12 protein-coding genes and 1 pseudogene are annotated in these 19,203 nt (G+C 68.5%); 3 read left to right on the top strand and 10 right to left on the bottom strand.

Annotated elements, in window-relative coordinates; genetic code table 11:
- Nucleotides 1-13: 13 nt before the first annotated feature.
- The gene (locus ACR807_RS03750; protein ID WP_438919765.1) at nucleotides 14-1,093 is read right to left on the bottom strand and encodes an IS630 family transposase; all 1,080 of its coding nucleotides are present in this window, start codon (nucleotides 1,091-1,093) and stop codon (nucleotides 14-16) included.
- A 394-nt stretch (nucleotides 1,094-1,487) separates the two neighbouring features.
- Here ACR807_RS03750 and ACR807_RS03745 point away from each other — a divergent pair, with 394 nt between their 5' ends.
- On the top strand, nucleotides 1,488-2,576 hold the full coding sequence (locus ACR807_RS03745) for a HesA/MoeB/ThiF family protein (protein ID WP_438919764.1): 1,089 nt from the start codon (nucleotides 1,488-1,490) through the stop codon (nucleotides 2,574-2,576).
- Here the strand turns inward: ACR807_RS03745 and ACR807_RS03740 are convergent.
- The 5 genes from ACR807_RS03740 to ACR807_RS03720 form a co-directional block, all read right to left on the bottom strand.
- Complete coding sequence (locus ACR807_RS03740; protein ID WP_438919763.1) at nucleotides 2,570-4,687, bottom strand: ATP-binding protein; 2,118 nt, start codon at nucleotides 4,685-4,687, stop codon at nucleotides 2,570-2,572. The genes ACR807_RS03745 and ACR807_RS03740 overlap by 7 nt on opposite strands.
- A gap of 76 nt (nucleotides 4,688-4,763) precedes the next feature.
- A complete protein-coding gene (locus ACR807_RS03735; RefSeq protein ID WP_438919762.1) occupies nucleotides 4,764-8,375 on the bottom strand; it encodes a WD40 repeat domain-containing protein in 3,612 nt (1,203 codons plus the stop codon).
- A gap of 336 nt (nucleotides 8,376-8,711) precedes the next feature.
- On the bottom strand, nucleotides 8,712-10,646 hold the full coding sequence (locus tag ACR807_RS03730) for an NACHT domain-containing protein (protein ID WP_438919761.1): 1,935 nt from the start codon (nucleotides 10,644-10,646) through the stop codon (nucleotides 8,712-8,714).
- A 275-nt stretch (nucleotides 10,647-10,921) separates the two neighbouring features.
- Entirely contained in the window at nucleotides 10,922-11,191 is a 270-nt protein-coding gene (locus ACR807_RS03725) for an MmyB family transcriptional regulator (protein WP_438919760.1), read from the bottom strand.
- Nucleotides 11,175-11,414, bottom strand: coding sequence for an MmyB family transcriptional regulator (locus tag ACR807_RS03720; RefSeq protein ID WP_438919759.1), 240 nt, complete (start codon nucleotides 11,412-11,414; stop codon nucleotides 11,175-11,177). Before ACR807_RS03720 ends, ACR807_RS03725 begins: the two co-directional genes overlap by 17 nt.
- Before the next feature lie 313 nt (nucleotides 11,415-11,727).
- Here ACR807_RS03720 and ACR807_RS03715 point away from each other — a divergent pair, with 313 nt between their 5' ends.
- A complete protein-coding gene (locus ACR807_RS03715; RefSeq protein ID WP_438919758.1) occupies nucleotides 11,728-12,924 on the top strand; it encodes an NsdA family TPR-like regulatory protein in 1,197 nt (398 codons plus the stop codon).
- Nucleotides 12,925-13,434: 510 nt separating this feature from the next.
- Here the strand turns inward: ACR807_RS03715 and ACR807_RS03710 are convergent.
- A complete protein-coding gene (locus ACR807_RS03710) occupies nucleotides 13,435-14,343 on the bottom strand; it encodes a barstar family protein (protein WP_438919757.1) in 909 nt (302 codons plus the stop codon).
- Entirely contained in the window at nucleotides 14,340-14,672 is a 333-nt protein-coding gene (locus ACR807_RS03705; RefSeq protein ID WP_438919756.1) for a hypothetical protein, read from the bottom strand. Before ACR807_RS03705 ends, ACR807_RS03710 begins: the two co-directional genes overlap by 4 nt.
- Before the next feature lie 1,135 nt (nucleotides 14,673-15,807).
- Between ACR807_RS03705 and ACR807_RS03700 the strand changes: the two genes are divergently transcribed.
- Nucleotides 15,808-18,411 carry a tetratricopeptide repeat protein gene (locus tag ACR807_RS03700; protein ID WP_438919755.1) on the top strand — a complete coding sequence of 868 codons (2,604 nt, stop codon included), beginning with the start codon at nucleotides 15,808-15,810 and terminating at the stop codon, nucleotides 18,409-18,411.
- Nucleotides 18,412-18,475: 64 nt separating this feature from the next.
- On the opposite strand, the gene ACR807_RS03695 is transcribed toward ACR807_RS03700, so the two are convergent.
- Nucleotides 18,476-18,751 (bottom strand): hypothetical protein, encoded by a 276-nt coding sequence (locus tag ACR807_RS03695; RefSeq protein ID WP_438919754.1) that lies wholly within the window; start codon nucleotides 18,749-18,751, stop codon nucleotides 18,476-18,478.
- A gap of 112 nt (nucleotides 18,752-18,863) precedes the next feature.
- Nucleotides 18,864-19,203, bottom strand: a pseudogene (locus ACR807_RS03690) (hypothetical protein); the annotation flags it as partial.

The following is a 19,203-nucleotide window of genomic DNA, read 5'->3' as shown; positions in this document are numbered from 1 at the left end:
CGCAGAGCCGTTATTAAGTCAAAAGTGTTCGGTTGCCTACATGTGCGTAGCGGACGTGCGGGGCCCGGAAGTAGCCGCGGACGATATGCGACTGTCGCTGGCGACGGCGCAGGAACCGACGAGTCTCGTGGGCGAGCCGGCCGGCGTTGTGGGCCCGGGAGGCGTTGGCATTGCGTTTCAGGTCGGCGTTGAGCAGCTCGTCCGGGTTGAGCTCGGGGCTGTAGCCGGGCATGTGGTGCAGCTCGATGCGGTCGGTGTTGGCCTCGAGCCAGGCGCGAACGGCCTTGCTGCGGTGCACGGGGTGCCGGTCGGCGACGACATGCACCTTCCTGCCCGCCTGACGGGCCACGCGGTCGAGGAATGCGGTGAACACGGTCGCGGTGAAGCGTTCGGTGAACACGGTGAACACGGTGAACACGGTGAACCACAGTGCGCCGCGTGAGGCGACCGCGGACATGACGTTGACCCGCAGCTGTTTGCCGGTCACCCGCACGATCGGCGTGCGTCCCTTCGGCGCCCAGGACCGGCCGGGCGGCGCGGCGTCCGAGCGTAGTCCGCACTGGTCGACCCACGCGATCGCCGCGCCCCCGGCCTTGGCGCGTGCCTCGATCGCCGGGTAGTCCTCATCGAGCCATGCGCGTACGGCGGCGGGCTGCTGCTCGTAGGCGCGGCGGGCCGGGTGCTGCGGGGTGAAGCCATGCCGGCGCAGCCACAACCCGACGCCCTGCTCGGTCATGTCCGCGCCGACGACCAGCCGGATCAGCTCGACCACCGCTTGGCGGGTCCACAACGGGCCGCCGATCAGCAACTCCTCCGGGCTGTAGTCGGCCATCGCCGCGAACAGCGCGCCCCGGTCCTCCGCACTGATCAGCTCGGCGGGACCGGGACGCCCCCGGCGGGTCGCCAGGCCGCCGCGACCGTCCTGCCGGTAGGCCTGCCACCAGGTGCCCACCGACCGCACCGAGACCCCGAACACCTCCGCCGCCTGCCGGTAGCCCTCCACCTGCCCGGACTCCAGCGCCGCTACCACCCGCAACCGCAACACCTCCTGCTCCGCAGGCGACAACCGGTGCGCACCCTCGACCTCGACCACCCGGCCAGCCTGCAGGCAACCGATTACTTTCGATTCAATAATTCGGCTCCTGTGACTGGTTGGGTTTTTCAATTGCGAACTAACGTGTTTGGGCGGAGCGCGCCGGGTGGCGGCTGTTTCGGAAATTGGCGGAAAGCCGGAAACGTGCGGAAAGGAGAACATGGTCGCGCCGGTTGTCTTCCGCGACACCATGTCGCGGGCCTGGTGGTCAGGGAGAAACTCGGATGCGTACCTCCTCCGCGCCCACTCGCTCGAACCGGGACCGGCGTCCCGTCGCCGTCCGGTCGCACGCCGCCCGCCGGCCGGGCTCCCGGCCACCCGCCTTTACCGTGCTGCGGCTGTTTCCGGCCGAACGTGAAGTGCTGTTCTCCCACGGCACGGTGGAGGGATAGTCGTGCGCAGGCCGCGGATCAAGTTCGCGCACCGGCCCGTCCGCTATAGCGACGGTCACATCCGGCTCGGCGGGATCGTACCCGGCATCCGGTTGGACCTCGCCGACGACGGCGGGTGGTTGTGGGTGCTGCTCGGACTGCTCGACGGACGGATCTTCGACGCGGTCGTCACCGCCATGCGTGACCGGTTCCCGGGCACGACCGAGGAGTTGGTGCGCGCGGCGGTGGCCGACCTTGAACTGGCCGGCCACCTGGAAGAAGCTGAAGCGCCGCCTGCCGGGGTCGACCGGGACAGGTACAGCCGAAGCGTCGAGCTGTACAAGTGGATGGACCTCACGCCCGGCCGTTCCGGCTGGGACGTCCAGGACGCGCTTGCCGGCTCCTCCGTCGTGATCGTCGGACTCGGTGGCGCGGGCTGCGTGGCGGCGATGAACCTCGTGCAGTCCGGTGTCGGCCGGGTGCACTGCGTCGACCGCGACGTGGTGGAGCGCTCCAACTTCAACCGGCAGCTGCTGTACCAGGAGGCCGATGAAGGGGCGTTCAAGGCCGAGGCGGCGGTGCGTCGGTTGCGCGCGCACAACTCGACCATCGACATCAGCGGCGAGGTGCTCGACGTGACCGGCCCGGACGTCCTGCGCGGACTCGCCGCGGGCTTCGACGTCCTGCTGCTGACCGCCGACAAGCCGCGCGACATCCGGTCGTGGGCCAACCGCGCGTGCCTGGAGACCGGCACGCCGTGGGTGTGCAGCGGCTACCACGGGCCGCTCGTCAGCATCGGCCTGTTCGTCCCGGGTACGGGGCCGTGCTTCGAGTGCGGGGCCGCGGAGGAACGCGCCCGCCTTGCCCGGCTGCCCGAGCGGACCGAGTGGCCTCCGGCCGCTGGTGTGGAGGCACCCCACGCGGCGAACGCCATCACGGTGGGGTACGCGGGCAACGCCGCCGCGCACGCGGTGATCAGCCTGATCACCGACGTCCCACCCCCGGTGGTCAACGTCCGGCGCGGGTTCAACGTCGTCACGTCGCGGATGGTGCCCGTCGCCGTGCTCGACGCGCCGAGTCCGCTGTGCCCCGCGTGCGGACCGGGTCAGTAGCGACCGGGTCGGGGGTACGACATCGCACGGACCCGTTCACGCAGGGGTTCGGCCCGGGGATCGCCGAGGCGGGTGAGGATTTCGGCCGCTTCCAGCAGGCAGCCCCGGGCGGCGTCGACCTCGCCTCGGTGCTCGTGGGAGAGCGCGACGGTGTGCAGGGCGTCGACGAGGTAGTTGTCCGTCGCGACGGCCTCCCGGTACACGTCGATGGCCCGTTCGCCGAACTCGACGGCCGCCTGGTGGTCGCCCGCGCACTGGTGGGCGACCGCCACGTCGTGCAACGCGTAGCCCACGCCCACGGGGTCGTCGCCCGACCGGCGCAGCACCAACTCGCGTTCGGCGTGCGCGACGGCGTCGGCGTGCTTGCCCAGCCCGGCGCTGATCCGGCTGAGATTGGACTCCACGACGGCCTCGACGTAGCCGCTGCCTCGAACCAGCGGCAACGCCCTCAGGTAGTGGTCGCGCGCCTCGACCAGCCTCCGCTGCAACGTCCGGCTGTGCCCCAGGCCGCACAGCGCCTTCCCGAGCTGCAGACGGTCGCCGCCGGCCACCGCGTACTCGACATTGGCAGCGAGGTCCGCGTCGGACTCCTCCCACCTGCCCAGCAGCTGGTAGGTGTCCGCGCGCCGGCGCAGGAACGCCATCTCGGCCTCGACGTCACCACGCGCACGGGCCGCGAGCAGGCCCGCCGACTCGACCTCCAGGCGCACCGGGCACAGCGCCACCGGCCGGAACACCAGGTACCTCATCGAGGCCGCCAAGGCGACGGCGATGTCGTGCAGGTCGTGGGCGAGGGCCTGCCGCAACGCCGGCAGCAGCGTGCGGTGCTCGGTGGTGAACCAGGCCCACGCCTGGGCACGGTCGGCCGGGATCGCGGCGGGCGGCCCGTCGAGATCGACGACCACGTGCGGGTGCGCGGGGAACACGAGCCGGTCGGCGGCGAGCGCGGTGCGCGCGTACCAGGCGAGCCCGTCGCGCCTGGCCTCGGCCAGCCGCTCCACCGGGTCGTCCGCCTCGGCACGTCGGCTCGCGTACAGGTGCAGGAGGTCGTGGACGTGGTAGCGGCGATGTGCGACCGGGGTGACAAGGTTGGCGTCGACGAGGGCTTCGACGCGCCGGGCCGCAGTCCGGGGATCGGTGCCGGACAGCGCGGCGGCCGCGTCCGGGCCGAACTCCGGTCCGGGGTGCAGGCCCAGCACGCGGAACAGGCGCGCGAGGTCGTCGGGCAGGCGGTGGTAGGACCAGTCGAACACCCGCGTCACCGCGCTGCGGTCGTCGTCGGTGTCGCTCAGCGCGTCCAACCGGTCGTGCTCGATTTCCGCGACGAGGTCGGCGATCCGGCTCAGGGGTCGGGCCGCCACCCGGCCCGCGGCGACCCGCAGGGCGAGCGGCAGCCGCGCGCACAGCTCGACCAGCCGCGCGACCGCCTGGGGCTCCCGGTCCACCCGATCGGCGCCGAGGACCCGGCGCAGCAGGGTCTCCGCCTCCGCGCGGGCGAACAGGCCCAGCGGCAACGACCGGGCGCCGTCGGTGACGGTCAGCCCGATCAGGGCGCGCCTACTGGTCACGAGTGTGACGCTGCCCGGCGTGCCGGGCAGCAGTGGCCGCACCTGCTCGGCGCTGCCCGCGTTGTCCAGCACGACCAGCACCCGCCTGGTCGCCAGCAACGACCGGTACACGGCCGACTGGTCGGCGAGGTCCACCGGGATGCGGGTCTCGGGCAGGCCCAACGCGTGCAGGATCGACACGAGCGCCGACGACGGGTCCACGGGCCGGTCCCGGTCGTGGCCGCGCAGGTTCACGAACAGGGTGCCGTCGGGGAAGCTGTCGCGCACCCGGTGCGCCCACCACACGGCAAGGGTCGTCTTACCGACGCCAGGGGGGCCCGCCATCACGCACACCGGGCTCGCAGCGGACGCGGTCAGCAGCGCATCCAGGGCTGCCGTCTCCGCGGCCCGACCGGTGAAGTCACCGGATGCGACGGGCAGCTGCCGCGGTACGGGCACGGTGTCGGGCACCGGCAGGACGACCTGCTCGATGACACCGGCCTGCACGACGGTGCCCGCCACCATCCCGCTGATCTTGTTGTGAACGTTGGATAATCGGATCACGAGATCGAGTCTCACCGTTTCCGGCGCGAGCATTACCGCCGAAGCGGTGACATTCGGCGAACCACTCCGATGCCGGTCAGGTGCGACGGAAGAAGTACAGCCCGGAGGCGCCGCACGCCACCACCTCGCGCCCGTCCGGCGACACCGCCACGCCCGCCAAAGCGCCGTCGACGGCCACCGACTGCGCATGGTGCGGCGCGGAGCGGTCCAACGCCAGCTCGTCGAGCACACCGGCCGTGGTCACGGTGAAGGCGCGGTCGGCCGTCGGGTCCACGGCCACGTCCCAGACCGGTGCGTCGTGCTGGGCGAGCAGGGTCGGGGCCGTTCCGACTTCCCAGCGTAGGACGCGGCCGTCATATCCGGCCGACAGCAGCGTCCCGGAACGTTCCCAGCGGGCGGCGCTGACCGTGCTGGTGTGCCCCTCCAGCTGCCGGGTCCGGCCCGTGCGCGGGTCGTGCACCAGCACGGTCGTGCCGGACGCGGTGATCGCGATCTGTCCGCTGCCCGGGTGGACGTCCACGCTGTTGGCCGGACCGTCCACTTCGATCCGGGCGACGGTCTGCCACGTCATGGCGTCGACCAGGACGACCTCGCCGTCGCCGCCCAGCACAACCAGGTTCCCGCTCGACCAGGCCAGGGCGCTGCCGCGCCGGAACTCGATCGGGTTCGCGACGTGGTGCAGTTCGTGGTCGGTGAACTCCCACAGCGCGAACCCGTCCTCGGCGAGCGTGGCCAGCGCGGTGCCGTCCGGGGCGAACACGACGGCCCGCACCTCGTGCTCGTGCACAGGGAAGGTCCACCGGTCGGGTGGGTCGGCGGCCGAGGCGAGGACCAGTTCGCCGTCCTGGGCAGCGGCTGCCACCAGCAGCCGGTTCGGATGCCAGCGCACGCAGTTGACCTGGGTGGTGTCCGGCAGGCCCGGCGGCCGGTCGAGGTCGAACAGTCGCACGTCCTTGGTGTGCGAGCCGACCGCGAGCGTCGGGCGGGCGGGGTGCCAGGCCAGTGCCGACACCCTGGTCCGCCGGAAGTCGATGCCCTGCTGCCGGTCCAGCGCGGTGACCCCGTCCGCGTTCCTCGGCAGGTCGGCTATTCCGGAGCCGGGCGGGCCCCACAGCAGCACCTCTCCCTGCTGCCCGCCGCAGGCGAGCATCGTGCCGTCGTGGTTCCAGGCCAGCGACGTGCCCCAGTGGCCGGGGATCTCCTCGGTCGTCGCCTCGCTCCCGTCGGCGGCGACCACGCAGACCCGCGTCCCGGACTCCGCCACGGCGAACCGACCGCCTTCCGGCGACCACGCCAGCAGCGACCCGGGGAGGTCCAGCGGGATGTGCCAACCGGAGGTCGTGCCGTCCAACAGGCCGTGGACACCGCTGCGAGTCACCACCGCCGGCCCGCGCGTCGGCCAGACGACGTCCCGGACCTGTTCCTGCAACGACAGCTTCCACAGACCTTGTGGCTGACCGGCATAGGGATCCCAGCTCAGCATGGACGCTGCGACCCCGACGGCGATCGCGGACGAGTCCGGTGCCCAGGCCAGCCCCGACAGGTCGGTGCCCGGCAGTCGGGTCGCGCGCACCTCGCCGAGGATCGGTTCGATCAGGACCAGGCTGTCGGAGTCGGTCAACGCGGCCAGGTGCCTGCGGTCCGGGCTCCAGACGAGCCGCACCACCCCGCTGCCCACATGGACGGTGCGCACCGGCGAACCGGCCGCCGTCCACAGCCGCACCGTGCCGTCGGAGGAACCGCTGGCGAGCTGTTCGCCGTCGGGCCGCCAGGCCAGGCAGGTCACGGCCTCGGTGTGCCCGACGGAGATCGACCGCAGCCGGGCATCCGGGCGGTCGGGCATCGGATGGATCGCCGCCAGGCCGCCGCTCAGCGCCTCCTCGACGTGCCGGAACCAGCCGAGCAGCTCCGCGTCCTCCAAGACCCGACTGTGCAGTGTGGCGGCGATGCTGCGCAGATCCGTCACCCTCGTCACCAAGTGTCCGGCGAACCGCAGCACCCGGCTCAACCGGGGCCGGCACGGGTCGTCGGCGAACGCGGCGGCGCACCGGTCCGCGTCGCCGTCGAGCTGGGCGGGGCCACCCTGGGCGATCCGGCGGACCACGAAGCGGAAGTCCCGCACCAGATCGGCCAGCTCGTCCTCCCGGCGGCTCTGGACGAGGTGGTGGGCGAGCTGGTCGAGGAACTGCTCGTCGGCCACCGGGATCCGGTGCCACTCGCCGTCCGGGCAGCGCGCCCGCAGCAGCGCGACCAGCTCGGCGTTGACCTGGCGGACCTGCTCGGACCTGCTGCGCAGCAGGTGCTCGTGCACGACGTCGTGCAGTCGGGCGCCCGCGGTGCCGACCGCCTCCAGCAGCGACCTGGCCGCCAGCTCCGTGCACGCCGCCGCGACCGCCAGCGCGTCGCACCGCCACAGCCGCTCCAGCAGGCCGAAGTCGATCGCGGTTCCGGGCGGGAACGCGGCCAGGGCGATGAAGCGGTCCAGCAGCGTCGAGTCCCCGTTCGTGACGAGCTCTTCCGCGCTGATCTCCAGCACCGCCGCAGCCGTCCGCTCGGAGTCCGGTGCGATGTCGTCGGTGGCGAACACGCCGGACTGGTCCAGCCGGGCGGTCAACGCGGCGACGACCTCCGCCACCGGCCGACCGGCCGGGCCCCGGGTCCGGCTGCGGAGCACACCGTTGAGCAGGCCCAGCACGACGGGCCACCGCGCGCTGCGCGCGTAGAGCGGGAACACGTCGTCTTCCGCCGCACCGGGTACTTCCCGCACCAGCAGCTCGACCGCCTCGGCCGGTTCCATCCGGTCGACATCGACCCCGACAGCCTCCGGCGGCAGCAGGTCGGTGCGTCTGCTGGTGACCAGCCGGACGCAGTGTGGGCCGCCGTGCAGGAAAGGAGCGAGGTCCTCGGGCGCCCAGACGTTGTCCAGCACGAGCAGCATGCGCCGGTCACCCAGTGCCCGCATGAACGCGGTGCTCGCGGCCTCCACCGAGCCGTAACGGACCGCGGGTGCGTCTGGGTCCAGGATCGAGACCCAGTCCGACAGCAGGGTCACCACTGATGGGCGCGGACCGAACTCGATGAACGCGATCCCGTCGGGGAACAGTCGCCCGGTCTCCGGTTGGCGGGCGACGTCCAGCGCGAGCGTCGTCTTGCCGTACCCGCCGGCGCCGGACAGGTCGGCCGCCGACGAGACGCCGACCGCGCCACCCGTGCCATCGGCCAGATCCGTGAGCGCGCGCAGCACCTCCGCACGTTTGCGCGGACGTGGCACGAAGTGCGGTGGCAGGGGCGGCAGGGCGAAAGCCGGCGGCGCGCTCTCGACGTCGGTGCGGGCCTCGACCAGCCCCAACCGGCTCTCCGCCTCGGTCAGCGCGTCGTTCGCCTCGTCGAACCTGGCACGCAACGCCACCAGCCGGTAGGCGCCGTCGGTGTACCGGTCGAGGGCTTGGAGGGTGACGACTCCTCTGGGTTCCCACTCCGCGTTGCGGCGAGCGGGCGCCAGCTTCGAGAGTTGAGCGGTGGAGACGCCGATCTCGGCGGCGATCTCCTTGAGGGTGCGGTCCTCTACGTCCAGGTGCGCTTTCGCCTTGACACTCGCGAGCTTGAGCTCGTTACGTGCCCGCTCGACACGCTTGTCGGCATCGTGTCGAGCCAGCCGTGCCCGTGCCAGCGTGTCTCCGCCGGTCACCGCTGATCCTGGAGCAGCACAGGCGGAGCCTACCGAGGCCCGCGCCCACCGCCGACGCGATGGTCGCATATCGACGAGCCAGGCTGACGGATCGCCCACAACGAGGAAGCGTGACCCCTCCAGTCGTGGAAGCCGGACTCCGACACTCCCGGCATGCGGCAGGCGAGCTTAATCGACGCCTTTCGGAGACTTTCCCGGCTCGCCGGGAAGTCATTTGCGGCGGGCGGGCCGGGAAGTCGTAGCACGCCCCTGTAGATGCAGCTCCCCGATCAGCGGCATGACAGGACGTTCGGCTGGTCTCGAACGGGCGGTCTCCCGTCGAAGCGGCGTACCACATCAGTTGCTCTTGTGGGCACAGGCGAAGTGATCTTGTATTTTGGTGTGCTGGAACCGGTAGCTCGTTCCTGCTACGCGCAGGATGCCCCGCTCGCGGGCATTCTCGAGTAATGCCTCCAAGTTGCGCGGCAGGCCGTGGCGATACATGCGGAGACTCCATATCACCCAGCGGCTCCAAGCCGTACCCGGAGCTCGGGAGAGGGGAACCGTAACCGCGATCAGGGCCACTGCCGCAGTCTGTGGAAGTATGTCCATCCGCTCCAGAAAGGTCGCGTAGACGGCTGCCCCGAGGATCGGAGCGGGTAAGTGGGCGAACAGCGTCCAACCGTCCCGGTGGATCGCCGACAGTAGGTGTGTCGCCTCACTTGCATCGACAGGTTCGGTAAGGCTGCCCCACGACAGGGTTCCCACCACAGCGCCGATGAGGGAGGTAGCCACGATCCCAATGAGGAAGGTCAGCACCTCGGTTGACGGTATGAATGTTGACCCGGTGTCCATGATTGTTAATACGATAGTGCCGACCGCGCCACCGGCAGCGGCCTTCAGCATTCGCTTGGGTCGAGTCCGGACTCGATACAGCATGACTGGTTGGTCCCGCCTTTGGGTGGCGAGTCGCACTATCAGAAAGCCGACCGCCAAGCCAATCCACCATGTGAGCGATGTCAGCATGCTCATCACACTGCCGCTCCACTCGAACCACCCAAATAGCGTGAACAGGCACACGAACGCCAAGTAGGAGGAAATCACCGAGCAGGTCAGAAAACCTCGATGGAACTTGGACCAAGTCGCCGGGGCAAGAGGAGCACAAAGATCCAACTGTCGAGTCCCGTCCCGGTCGAGGAAGCGTGCCAAATCTTTCAGCCAGGCGAAAGCTCCATCAGATGGGTGCACGCGATCGAACAAGTGGCGTTCCAGGTGGTTGACGTCGTCCAACGCCAGAAGTTCCCTCGGATCCGAGCTTCCAGGGGTATAGGCCATTCTGGCCATACCGCTCATCAGCGGTGTCGACAAGGTCTCACGCAGGGGGCCCGGCGTGCGCAATCGCGCCGTCACCGCCGCCCATCGGCCCTCGGCATCGGCCCGACCTGCGGTCAGGTGCGTGACGATCTCGGGGACCGGCAGCGGGTCCAAGCGCACCACCAGCGCTTTGGCCACGGTTAGGCCCGTGGTTCGAACCACGGCGTCGTACTCGTCGGTTCGACTGGTGAGCACGAACGGGCGATCCCACTCGTGCAGAAACTCGATCACTTGTATCATGAGGTGGTATGGCAACTCGTCGAGCCCGTCAAGCAACGGGACGACCGCGCGGTGCTCGACCAACCGGGCAGCGGCGGCACGCGCAGCTTCTACGGACACGGACGCGGGCCGAACAGCGGTTAGGCACACCTCGAGCCACTCGTTCAGGGGATGTTTCTCCGGGTCCCAGGCGATCATGTCGACAAGAAGAGGCACTTCGCCCTCGCGAACAATCTGCGGAGCGAGAAGAATCGCGGCCGAGGTTTTGCCGGCTCCGGCCGCGCCGGTGATCACAACCTGACGCGCGGGTAGCGCGGCTACGAGGTTTCCGAGCGTTGTCACGTCTCCTCGCACGTTCAAGGCGGTTCGTCGAACGCCCGACAGCCGCCCGAGCACGACGTCAGGGCTCGTGGCGAACGGCCCGCCAACAGACCGCCACGGCACTCGTAGCGGCTCCGGGAAGATCAGACCGCGGGTCGAAGCCTCGCGTTGGAGCCGCTCAAGTGCCCCCGTCAACAGATCAGCGGCCCAGGCCGCTCCCGTGGCTTCGTCGACCGTGCCTAATCGACCAGGCTGAAGCCAGGTCACCCACAACGCGGCGAGACCGACTATGCAGCTGACCACACTCGCGATCTTGTCCCCGGTCTCGAGTGCGCCGAATGCGACCACTGCGCCGAGTCCTGCGACCACTGTCGCCACGAAAAAGACAACCCATGGCCACCGACGCACTGAACCCATAACCGCCCCCGGTAGGAGTGAATCATCGCTCCCAGAAGACTAGGCAGTGTAGCAATCGTAATCACTGCTCGAGGCACGCACGGACTTACGACCTACTGCCTACCTTTGGCCCAACTGGAGTGGTGGGCCACCGCGATGTCGACATCCTTCTGATCTCACGGTCCACGCCACCAGCGGCATGAGCGGACGTCAAGTGGAAACGCAGTCGGGCACCGGACGGCGTGTCCCCCAGCAGCTCAGAGCTGCAGCGACTGGGTGCCAAGAACGACGGCGGGTGCCAGGCGGTCGGCGTCTTCGGTGCCGGTCTCGGCGGTGTACACGGTGATGCGCAGGTCATCCATCGCGACGAGCAGCGTGTCGCAGTCCAGGGTGATCGGGCCGACGCCGGGTGGTCGATGGTCCTGCGCCGGGACAGGTTGGCCGGGGACGGGGGTGCCTCGGCGTCCCGGAGCTCGGCGAAGCGAGGGCTGCCGGAGGTCAGATCGGCGATCAAGCGCCGCAGCCACGGTCGGCCGAGTAGCGCGAGGTCGTCAGGCGCAGCTCGGCCACGAGCCGGGCCTCGTGTTCGGCCTGCTTTCGCGGGGTGTGCACGACCTGTGAAGGCAGGCGGGTGAGGTTGCGCCAGACGGCGTTGCGTTCCAAGTCGCGCCACGTGGTCGTGTCGCCCATGAGCGCGTCGTAGGGCGCGTTGGCCAGCACGAGTGTCCAGCCGGCGTCGTAGACGACCACCGGAATGTGCGAGAGCCGGGTCGAGCAGCCGTTGCACGCTCGGCGGGTCTCGCAACGACACGACGTCCGAACCTGGCGCGGTGTACCAGGCCAGCCGGTGGAGCAGATTTTGTTCGGTGCCGGACAGGCGCAGTGCTCGGGCCGGCGACTCCACCACCTGTGGGGAAGCCCGTCCACTGAAGTCCCACGCCTAACCGAGTCACCCGTTCGTGCAGGTAGCTAGGCTGGACCATGGCGCGGACAGACCCAGTTGGACCACTCGGGGGCCTCAATGGCACGTCAACCGGACGCAATCGCAGAATATCGTCGTGAATTGGGAAAGCTTCTGGCCGCCTTCATCGACTCTTCAGGCGTCACAAGAAGCGACCTGGCCAGGGCGACCAACTATGACCGCACGTCGATTTCGCACATCTGCGCCGGGCGTCAGTCTCCCGAAAAAATATTTTGGGAAATGGCGGACGCGCACTTGAAGGCAGGAGGGCGACTTGTTGCGGCCCACGAAAAGGCGATGGACATCGAGCGTGCCACTAGGAGGAATGAGCTAGAGCGAGGGTTGGTCAAGCTGCGCGATCAGGAAAAGCCTGCCGTTGATCCGATCAGGATTGCACACGAGTGGCTTGTGGCGGACACTCCTGGAATCATCCGCCAGAACGCCGGTCAGCGGGTCGGGAAGACTCTGGTCGAAGAACTTGAACGGCGAGTAATTGAACTGCGTCATCTTGACGACGTGGTGTACGGAGATGACCTTTACCCGCTTGTGCGTAAAGAGTTGTCCAAAGTTGAGAAGATTGTCAGGTCGGCCAGCTACAGCGAACCCACTGGAAAGCGTCTACTTTCCATTATCGGAGAGACGGCTCAACTTGCGGGATGGGTGGCAAGTGATGCAGGACGCTACAGTGAAGCCCAACAGCTCTACTTGGATGGCGCTGGAGCTGCGCGCGAGGCTGGCGATCGAATACTGACTGCACAGCTTCTATCGTCGCTCAGTTATCAAATGGCCAGTGTGGGCAATGCCGAGGATGCCGCTCTATTGGCACGTACAGCGACAAAAGGCGCTGACGGCGCTTCACCCGTGGTTAAGACACTACTGCTCGAACGCGTCGCATGGGCAAGCGCCCGCACCCGGGACCGCTCCACCACTATGCGGGCGCTCGACGCGGTTGACGACACCTACGAAGAGCGGTCCGACGACACTGAAGAGCCGGAATGGGTTTACTGGCTCAATCGAGACGAAATCGACGTAATGGCCGGGAGGTGCCTTATCGAGCTTGGTCGACCATCGGAAGCGGAGCCGCTTCTGTCTAGAGCGATATCATCTTATGACAACAATCATGTTCGCGAAGTTGCACTATATCTTTCATGGCTGGCAGAAGCCTTCGCTAAGGCCGATGTTCTTGATGCCGCCGAAGAAACCCTCGACAGGGCTCGTGTAGCCGCCAGGGGGGTCAATTCAAAGCGTCTGGACATTCGAATAAGACAGGTTGAATCTCTAACTGCGAACAGGCGTTGACGAACGTCGGTCCACCGGTTGTCGAGTTCGCGGATGAGGTTGGCGCGCTGTTCGGCCGTGGGCAGGTCGTAGAAGTTCCGGTCGATCCACGTGCGCGCTTTCCGGTAGGTGCGCGGCGTGAGGCGGGCCCCGCAGCGGCCGAGTTCCCGCAGGCCTCGCGTCCGCAAGGCGGCGGCTGTTCATCCGCACCCGCCTGCGCCCATCGACCCGCATGCCGCGTGTCGACTAATGACGTCACTCGTAGTGAAGGGGCGTCCTGCGCCGCGCTGAAGGAGGCGGTGCAGGAGTGCCTGGCGGGCGACGAGAGGACCTCCGCGCCGCGATGGCCGTGAACCCAAGCCTGCCCGCAGCGGCCCGCGACCGACTCGCAGACCGCGCCGACACTACAGGGACACCCCTGGACTCTCGGTCGGCGAACATGCACTCATCGGCATGTGCGGATGGGTGAACGGTCTGTTTCCGCCCTCCGGACAGGGGTTCGTGTGCCGCCGGTCGGTGGCTGGCGCCTGGCTACCGCAGGTCGACCTCGACGTCGTGCTCGGCGAGCACGTCCCGGAGGTACCGCATGGTGACCGTCGGACGCAGTCGGCGCCGGTCGTAGCCGCCGGCGAGGTGCTCGTGGGCAACAGCGGAGTCGTGCCACACGAGTCGGAACGGTGTCTGCGTGCCGAACCTCCCGCGTAGACAATCCTCCAGGGCGTCGAGGTTGAAGCCGAAGTACCCGCCCGGTCCGTTGACCGCTTCTCCGGTCGCGTAGTAGAACCCCTCGATGTCGGTCACGAACCGGCCGTGGAGTTCGTAGGTGGCGCCGGGTGGTCGGTTCGGCGCGTCGGTTCTGTGGCCGAGTGCCACCGCGGACCACCGGTGCCGCAGCTCACGGCCGTAGCCGGCCCACAGGTCACGCCGGGACGGCCGTCCGGCGCGCCAATGCCCCAGGATGTCGGGGATTCCCGCCGGTAGCGGCTCTCCCCAGTCCTTAACGACGGTCAGGTCGAGCAGGCCGACCCCCAGTCGCGACGGCTCGGTCGCCTCGACCGTCGCGGACACCCCGGCACCGGTCACCAGGCCGGTTGAACCGTCGTCGGCGACGGCGTGGAGTCGGAATCGGAGTCGGCGGCGACGCGAGGCGGCTTTGGTGGACTGCCCGACCGCGTCGAGGGCGGTCGGCAACGGGGCTTCCGGCCGGCATCCGAGCAGTCGGACGCGTGGCACCGGCGGTTCGGCCTGCTCGCGGAATACGCCCGTGATGTCCCGACAGGTGCCGTATGCCGCCTCGTCGCGGTCCCGGAGGGCGAATTCGTCGACGTGGTCGGGACGCGGCACCTCGTCCGTGCGGTCGTGCACGCGGACGAACCCGTCGAGGTCCACGTCCACGGTCCCCGGGACCGTGGTACTCGGCCGTTGCGCGAGCACGGTCACGTCGCCCAGCTGTTCACCGCACCACGACGGCAATGGGGTGCCGCCAGGAAGAGATCACCCAGCAAAGCCCGTCCGGTGCCGTGCGCCTCGCCGGGCAACCGGTCGAGAAGATCGGCGAGCACACCGTCCGGGGTGCAGCCGACGAGCGTGAACCGCTCCCGTGATCTGGCCGGAAGGTCGACGAACACCCCTTCGACCCCGGCGCACAGCGCCAACGCGAGGTCATCGTCGCCGCCGACACCGCCGCACAGCAGCCAGCGCGGCTCGACCGGGTACCGCCAACTCCACCGCCGCCGCTCCGGCGCGAGGTGCGGCTCGGCGCTCGTCACCACACCGCGACCTTACCGACCGGAGCCGCCACAACAGGTCTGATCGCGAACAGTGAAACGCCGGGATCTACCTGCGCTCGCCGTTCTCGATCCGGCTCGTCGCGTGGAAGAGGGGCCGATCCAGCCCGCAACGGTCGCCTGACGGATGTGCTGCCCATGGTGGGATGCGTGCGGCAGGCGCGAATGACGGCAGTAATCTCGCGAATGACGGCAGTAATCTCATGGGCGGCCAGGGCGCGGTGCAGGCCGAGGTGATTTCAGAACTCGGCGGAGACCCCAGGCACGTAGAATCGCTGGTCGTGACGCGGTCTTCTTCGTGCAAGCGGGGATGGTCCCTGGGCGTTGACGTCCATCTCGCAGAGCAGCGTGTCTTCCCCACGGGAGCGGGGGTGGCCCCACCAGGCCGGGTACGTCGTGGCGTTCGAGCCCCTCCCCGTTCGAGCGGGGATGATCCAGCGCTTGTACCGCTCCGCGGAGTCGGTGCTGCGTCTTCCCGCGTGACCGGGGGTCCGGCTGGCTATCTCACTGCTCCGTCGGGGGCGATGTCTTCCCTGTACGAGCGGGGTGGTCCCAAGCGACAACTCCTGCCGTCGCCGTACCCACGTCGTCCTCGCGCGAGTAGGGGAGACCTCATTATGCGGTCGCGAAGACCTCGCCGGTCGCGTCTTCCGTAGAAGCCGGAGTGACCTGTCTTTCGAGGTGGTACTCGATTCAGATGACCTTGTCCACTACGCCGGCGGGTGTTGGGATGCGCAATGAGCATGAGCAGCGCTGACGGCCGGGATCGGGGCGCCGCGATCGTGAGCGGCGCCGCGCCCGCTCCGCACGGACGAGACCAGCCAGGCGGACGAGGGTGCGGTTGGACAGCGGGATCGCGGCAGAGCAGGACAGCGCAACGAGTTTCCCGTTGTGGGGCGTCGCCCACCGTGCTCCCGCTGCTCAGCCTGCGCCGTGACCTGCGACGTCGCGATGAAAACGGCTGTGAGGGGCATTTCAAACTGCAAATGTCGGCGGATTTCACTTGTCATCGACGAGGCTGCCCCGAGATCCGCAAAAGAGCGGAAACACTGTGCAGTGTCATCGCGCGGCCGCAAGTCGGTGCCCGCAGGACACACGTATGTGGCAAGATCGTGCGGTGCGTGGCGATGTTCCCTTAGCCGACGATGCCGACGTTCCCGCCGATACGACGCCCAACGGCCGCCCTTCGGTCGTGCAGTCGGTCTACGCCGACAGTTCGAGTATCGCGATAGCGGCTAGTCGTGACATCATCATTACGGACAGTCGTTTACGTCCTTCCGTAGCCTGGCCGGTGCGGTTGGGCGTACCGCCGCCGCCGGCGGATCACTATCAACACCGAGCGGTCGAGCAGCAGATCGCCAGGATCGTGACGCCCCGCTCCGACACCGCCGTGTTCGGAGTCGTCCTGTCGGGGCTCGGCGGAGTCGGTAAGTCGCAGTTGGCCGCATCCCAAGCGCGGGCCGTGTGGCGGGACAAGTCCGTCGACCTGGTGATGTGGATCAATGCGGCCACGAGGGCCGCGATCGTGGCGGCGTACGCGGACGCAGCGGCGCAGGTGCTCGGCAGCGATCCGGCTACCGGCACCGGCACGGCCGATGAGGCTGCGGAAAAGCTGCGCACGTGGCTGGGGTCCACCGACCGGCGTTGGCTGATCGTTTTCGACGACGTGCAGGAGACAGCCGACCTGAAGGGGCTATGGCCACCGAACAACCCCGCAGGTCGCACTGTGATCACTACACGGCGTCGTGACGCCCTGCTGGCACGTCAGGACCGGCCGGACGTCGCAGTCGATTCGTTCAGCGAAACCGAAGCCCTGCACTACCTGACCGGGAAGCTGCCTGGGCACGGGAGCACGCAGGACGGCCTCAACGGGCTGCACGCGCTCGCCGCGGACCTCGGATACCTGCCGTTGGCCCTGGCACAAGCAGCAGCGTTCATCACCGACAACCCCCTGCTCACCGTGTCGGCCTACCGGGAAAGGCTGGCCGACCGTCGCAGGACCTTGGGGCAGGTGGTTCCCCTGAGCGGAGAGTTGCCCGATGAGCACCACGCCACGGTGGCCGTGACGTGGTCGCTGTCCATCGAACGTGCCGACCGCCGCAGCCCTGAAGGCGTGGCCCGGCCGTTGCTCGCGCTGACCAGCCTGCTCGACCCCACGGGTGTCCCCACCACGTTCTTCACCAGCGAGCCCAGCCTGGGCCACATGGCCGGTGTCGCAGGTCGGGAGGTGAACTCCGACGCGGTGGTGGACACCCTGGGCAACCTGCACCGCCTCAGCCTGATCACCCTCGACACCTCCCAACCGGCACGGACGGTCCAGGTTCACGCTTTGGTGCAACGCGCCGTACGGGATGCGCTCACCTATGACGACCACGTGCGCGCGGCTCATACCGCCGCAGACGCACTCCTGTCGATCTGGCCGCCCACCGACGTCGACACAGAACTTGCGCACGCCCTTCGCTCGTGCACCACCGAACTGCACGCCACCAGCGCCCCGCAGTTGTGGCGGACGCGAGTGCATCGGCTGCTGTTCCGTGCCGGACGGTCGTTCGGCGAGGCCGGATTGGTCACTGCGGCCGTCGAGCACTTCCGCGACCTGCACGAACAGGCGCACCGCCATCTTGGCCCCGACCACACCGGCAGCCTGGCGACACGAAACCACCTCAGTCTGTGGTTAGCGGAAGCAGGCGATCACGTCGCCGCGATCACCGAGCACGAACGGTTACTGGAGTACTGCCTCAGGGTGTTGGGCCCCGACCACCCGAACACCCTCACCACTCGCAGCAACCTGATCCTGTGGCGAGCGGAGGGTGGCAACCCGGCAGAAGCGGTAGCGCACTTCGAAGTGCTGCTCGCCGACCGCATCCGCATCCTGGGACCGGATCACTCCGACACGCTCATCTGCCGCAACAACCTGGCCATCAAGCGTGCGGAGTCAGGCGACCACGCCGGCGCGGTGGCGGAGTTCGAACGGCTGCTCGCCGACCGTGTCCGCATTCTGGGACCGGATCACCCCGATACCAGGTTGACCCGGAACAACCTGGCCGCGTGCCGAGCCGACGCCGGGTACCGGGTCGATGCTGTTGACGTATTCGACCGGTTGCTCGGTGAGGTGACCGAGGCGGTGGGGCCACACCACTTGGACGCCTTGGCCGTGCGCAACAACTTGGCCCGCTGGCGCGCGGAGTCCGGTAACTACGCCGGCGCGATCACCGAGTTCGAGCACTTGCTCGCCGACCAGAAGCGGAGTCTGGGTGCCGATCACCCGAACACTCTGACGACGCGAGCGAACCTGGCCATATGCCGAGGGGAGTCAGGCGACCTGGTCGGCGCGATTGCGGAGTTCGAGCAGTTGCTCGCCGATCGCCGTCAAGTACTGGGGCCAGGTCATCTGGATACCTTGATGACCCGAAAGGTCCTGGCCGTCCTCCGCGCCAGGTCGGGTGACCACAAGGCGGCACTCGTCGAATTCGAACTCCTGCTCCCGAGCATCACCGAGACCCTGGGCCCCCGCCACGCCGAGACCCTGATGATCGGCAATGACATCGCCACCTGCCACGCACAAGCAGGTGACCATGCGACCGCGATCGCCAGGCTCGACCGCGTGCTCGCCGAGCACATCGAGGTGCTGGGACCGGCTCACCCCAACACCGCCGCCGTGAGGGAGAATCTCACCCACATTCAAGAACTGGCCCGCAGTGTCGAAAAGCGACGCTCATGATCACACTGCGCAGCGTCAGGCACCCACATGCCCGACAGGACGAGACTTGCGATCACTGCGCACATCACGCATCCAAGGCCGTGAGCTGCGCCGGATCGAGGTCTGCAAGGTCGGTGGTGGTGAAGTCGTACAGCCGCAACCACCGGTGGTCGTGCTGGTTGCACAGCACACGCAGCCCGGCCGTGTCGAACAGGTAGAGCCACCGGTGGTCGGGGTCGGGCTTCTCGCCCAGGCGGCCGGTGATCGGCTGCGAGACAGCCTCGGCGAGGCGGTATCCGATCCTGCGGTATGGCGTGATGTGCTTCGGCGTGAAGGGGGTGCTGGCCGGTGTCGAGTTCATAGCCGGCCGCCCACGGGTTGACCGACTCCCAGTCGTGGCTCAGCAGTGCCCGCACGAGGCGGTCGACGTCGCCTGCGTGGTGACGGTGCAGGGCCTTCATGACGGGCCACGATCAGGCACACCAACAGGTCGATCTTGTTCGGCGATCCCGGCCTTCCTCGGCCACCGACGTGCCGTAGCGGTCGAGCGCGCGGCGTGGGTTGAGAGCGTGGCGACGCAACCGCCGGTCACCGTCGTGGGTCAGCGTCCGGCCGCGAATGTCGACCAGCGCGCGACGGGTGGCCTGGGTGAACTCCTGCACGCGGGCGCGCATGTCGAACGCCACGGCGTGCCGGTTGCGGCCGGCGCTGGCCTCGACCAGCAGTTGCTCGCCGAACTCCTGCGCCCAGTCGTCCACGTAGCTCTCGAACTTCCGGACGTCGGCGAAGAACCCAACCACGTCGGAGGACGAC

Origin of the sequence: Saccharothrix sabaoui (assembly GCF_051756985.1) — a bacterium.
Taxonomy (GTDB): Bacteria; Actinomycetota; Actinomycetes; order Mycobacteriales; family Pseudonocardiaceae; genus Actinosynnema.
The sequence above is the reverse complement of the archived record's forward strand: the minus strand, read 5'-3'. Positions and strand labels throughout refer to the sequence as shown.

Bases quoted from the DNA above. Each gene is read 5' to 3' on its own strand.
- ACR807_RS03695 (WP_438919754.1), bottom strand. From the start codon at position 18,751: ATGAACTCGACACCGGCCAGCACCCCCTTCACGCCGAAGCACATCACG.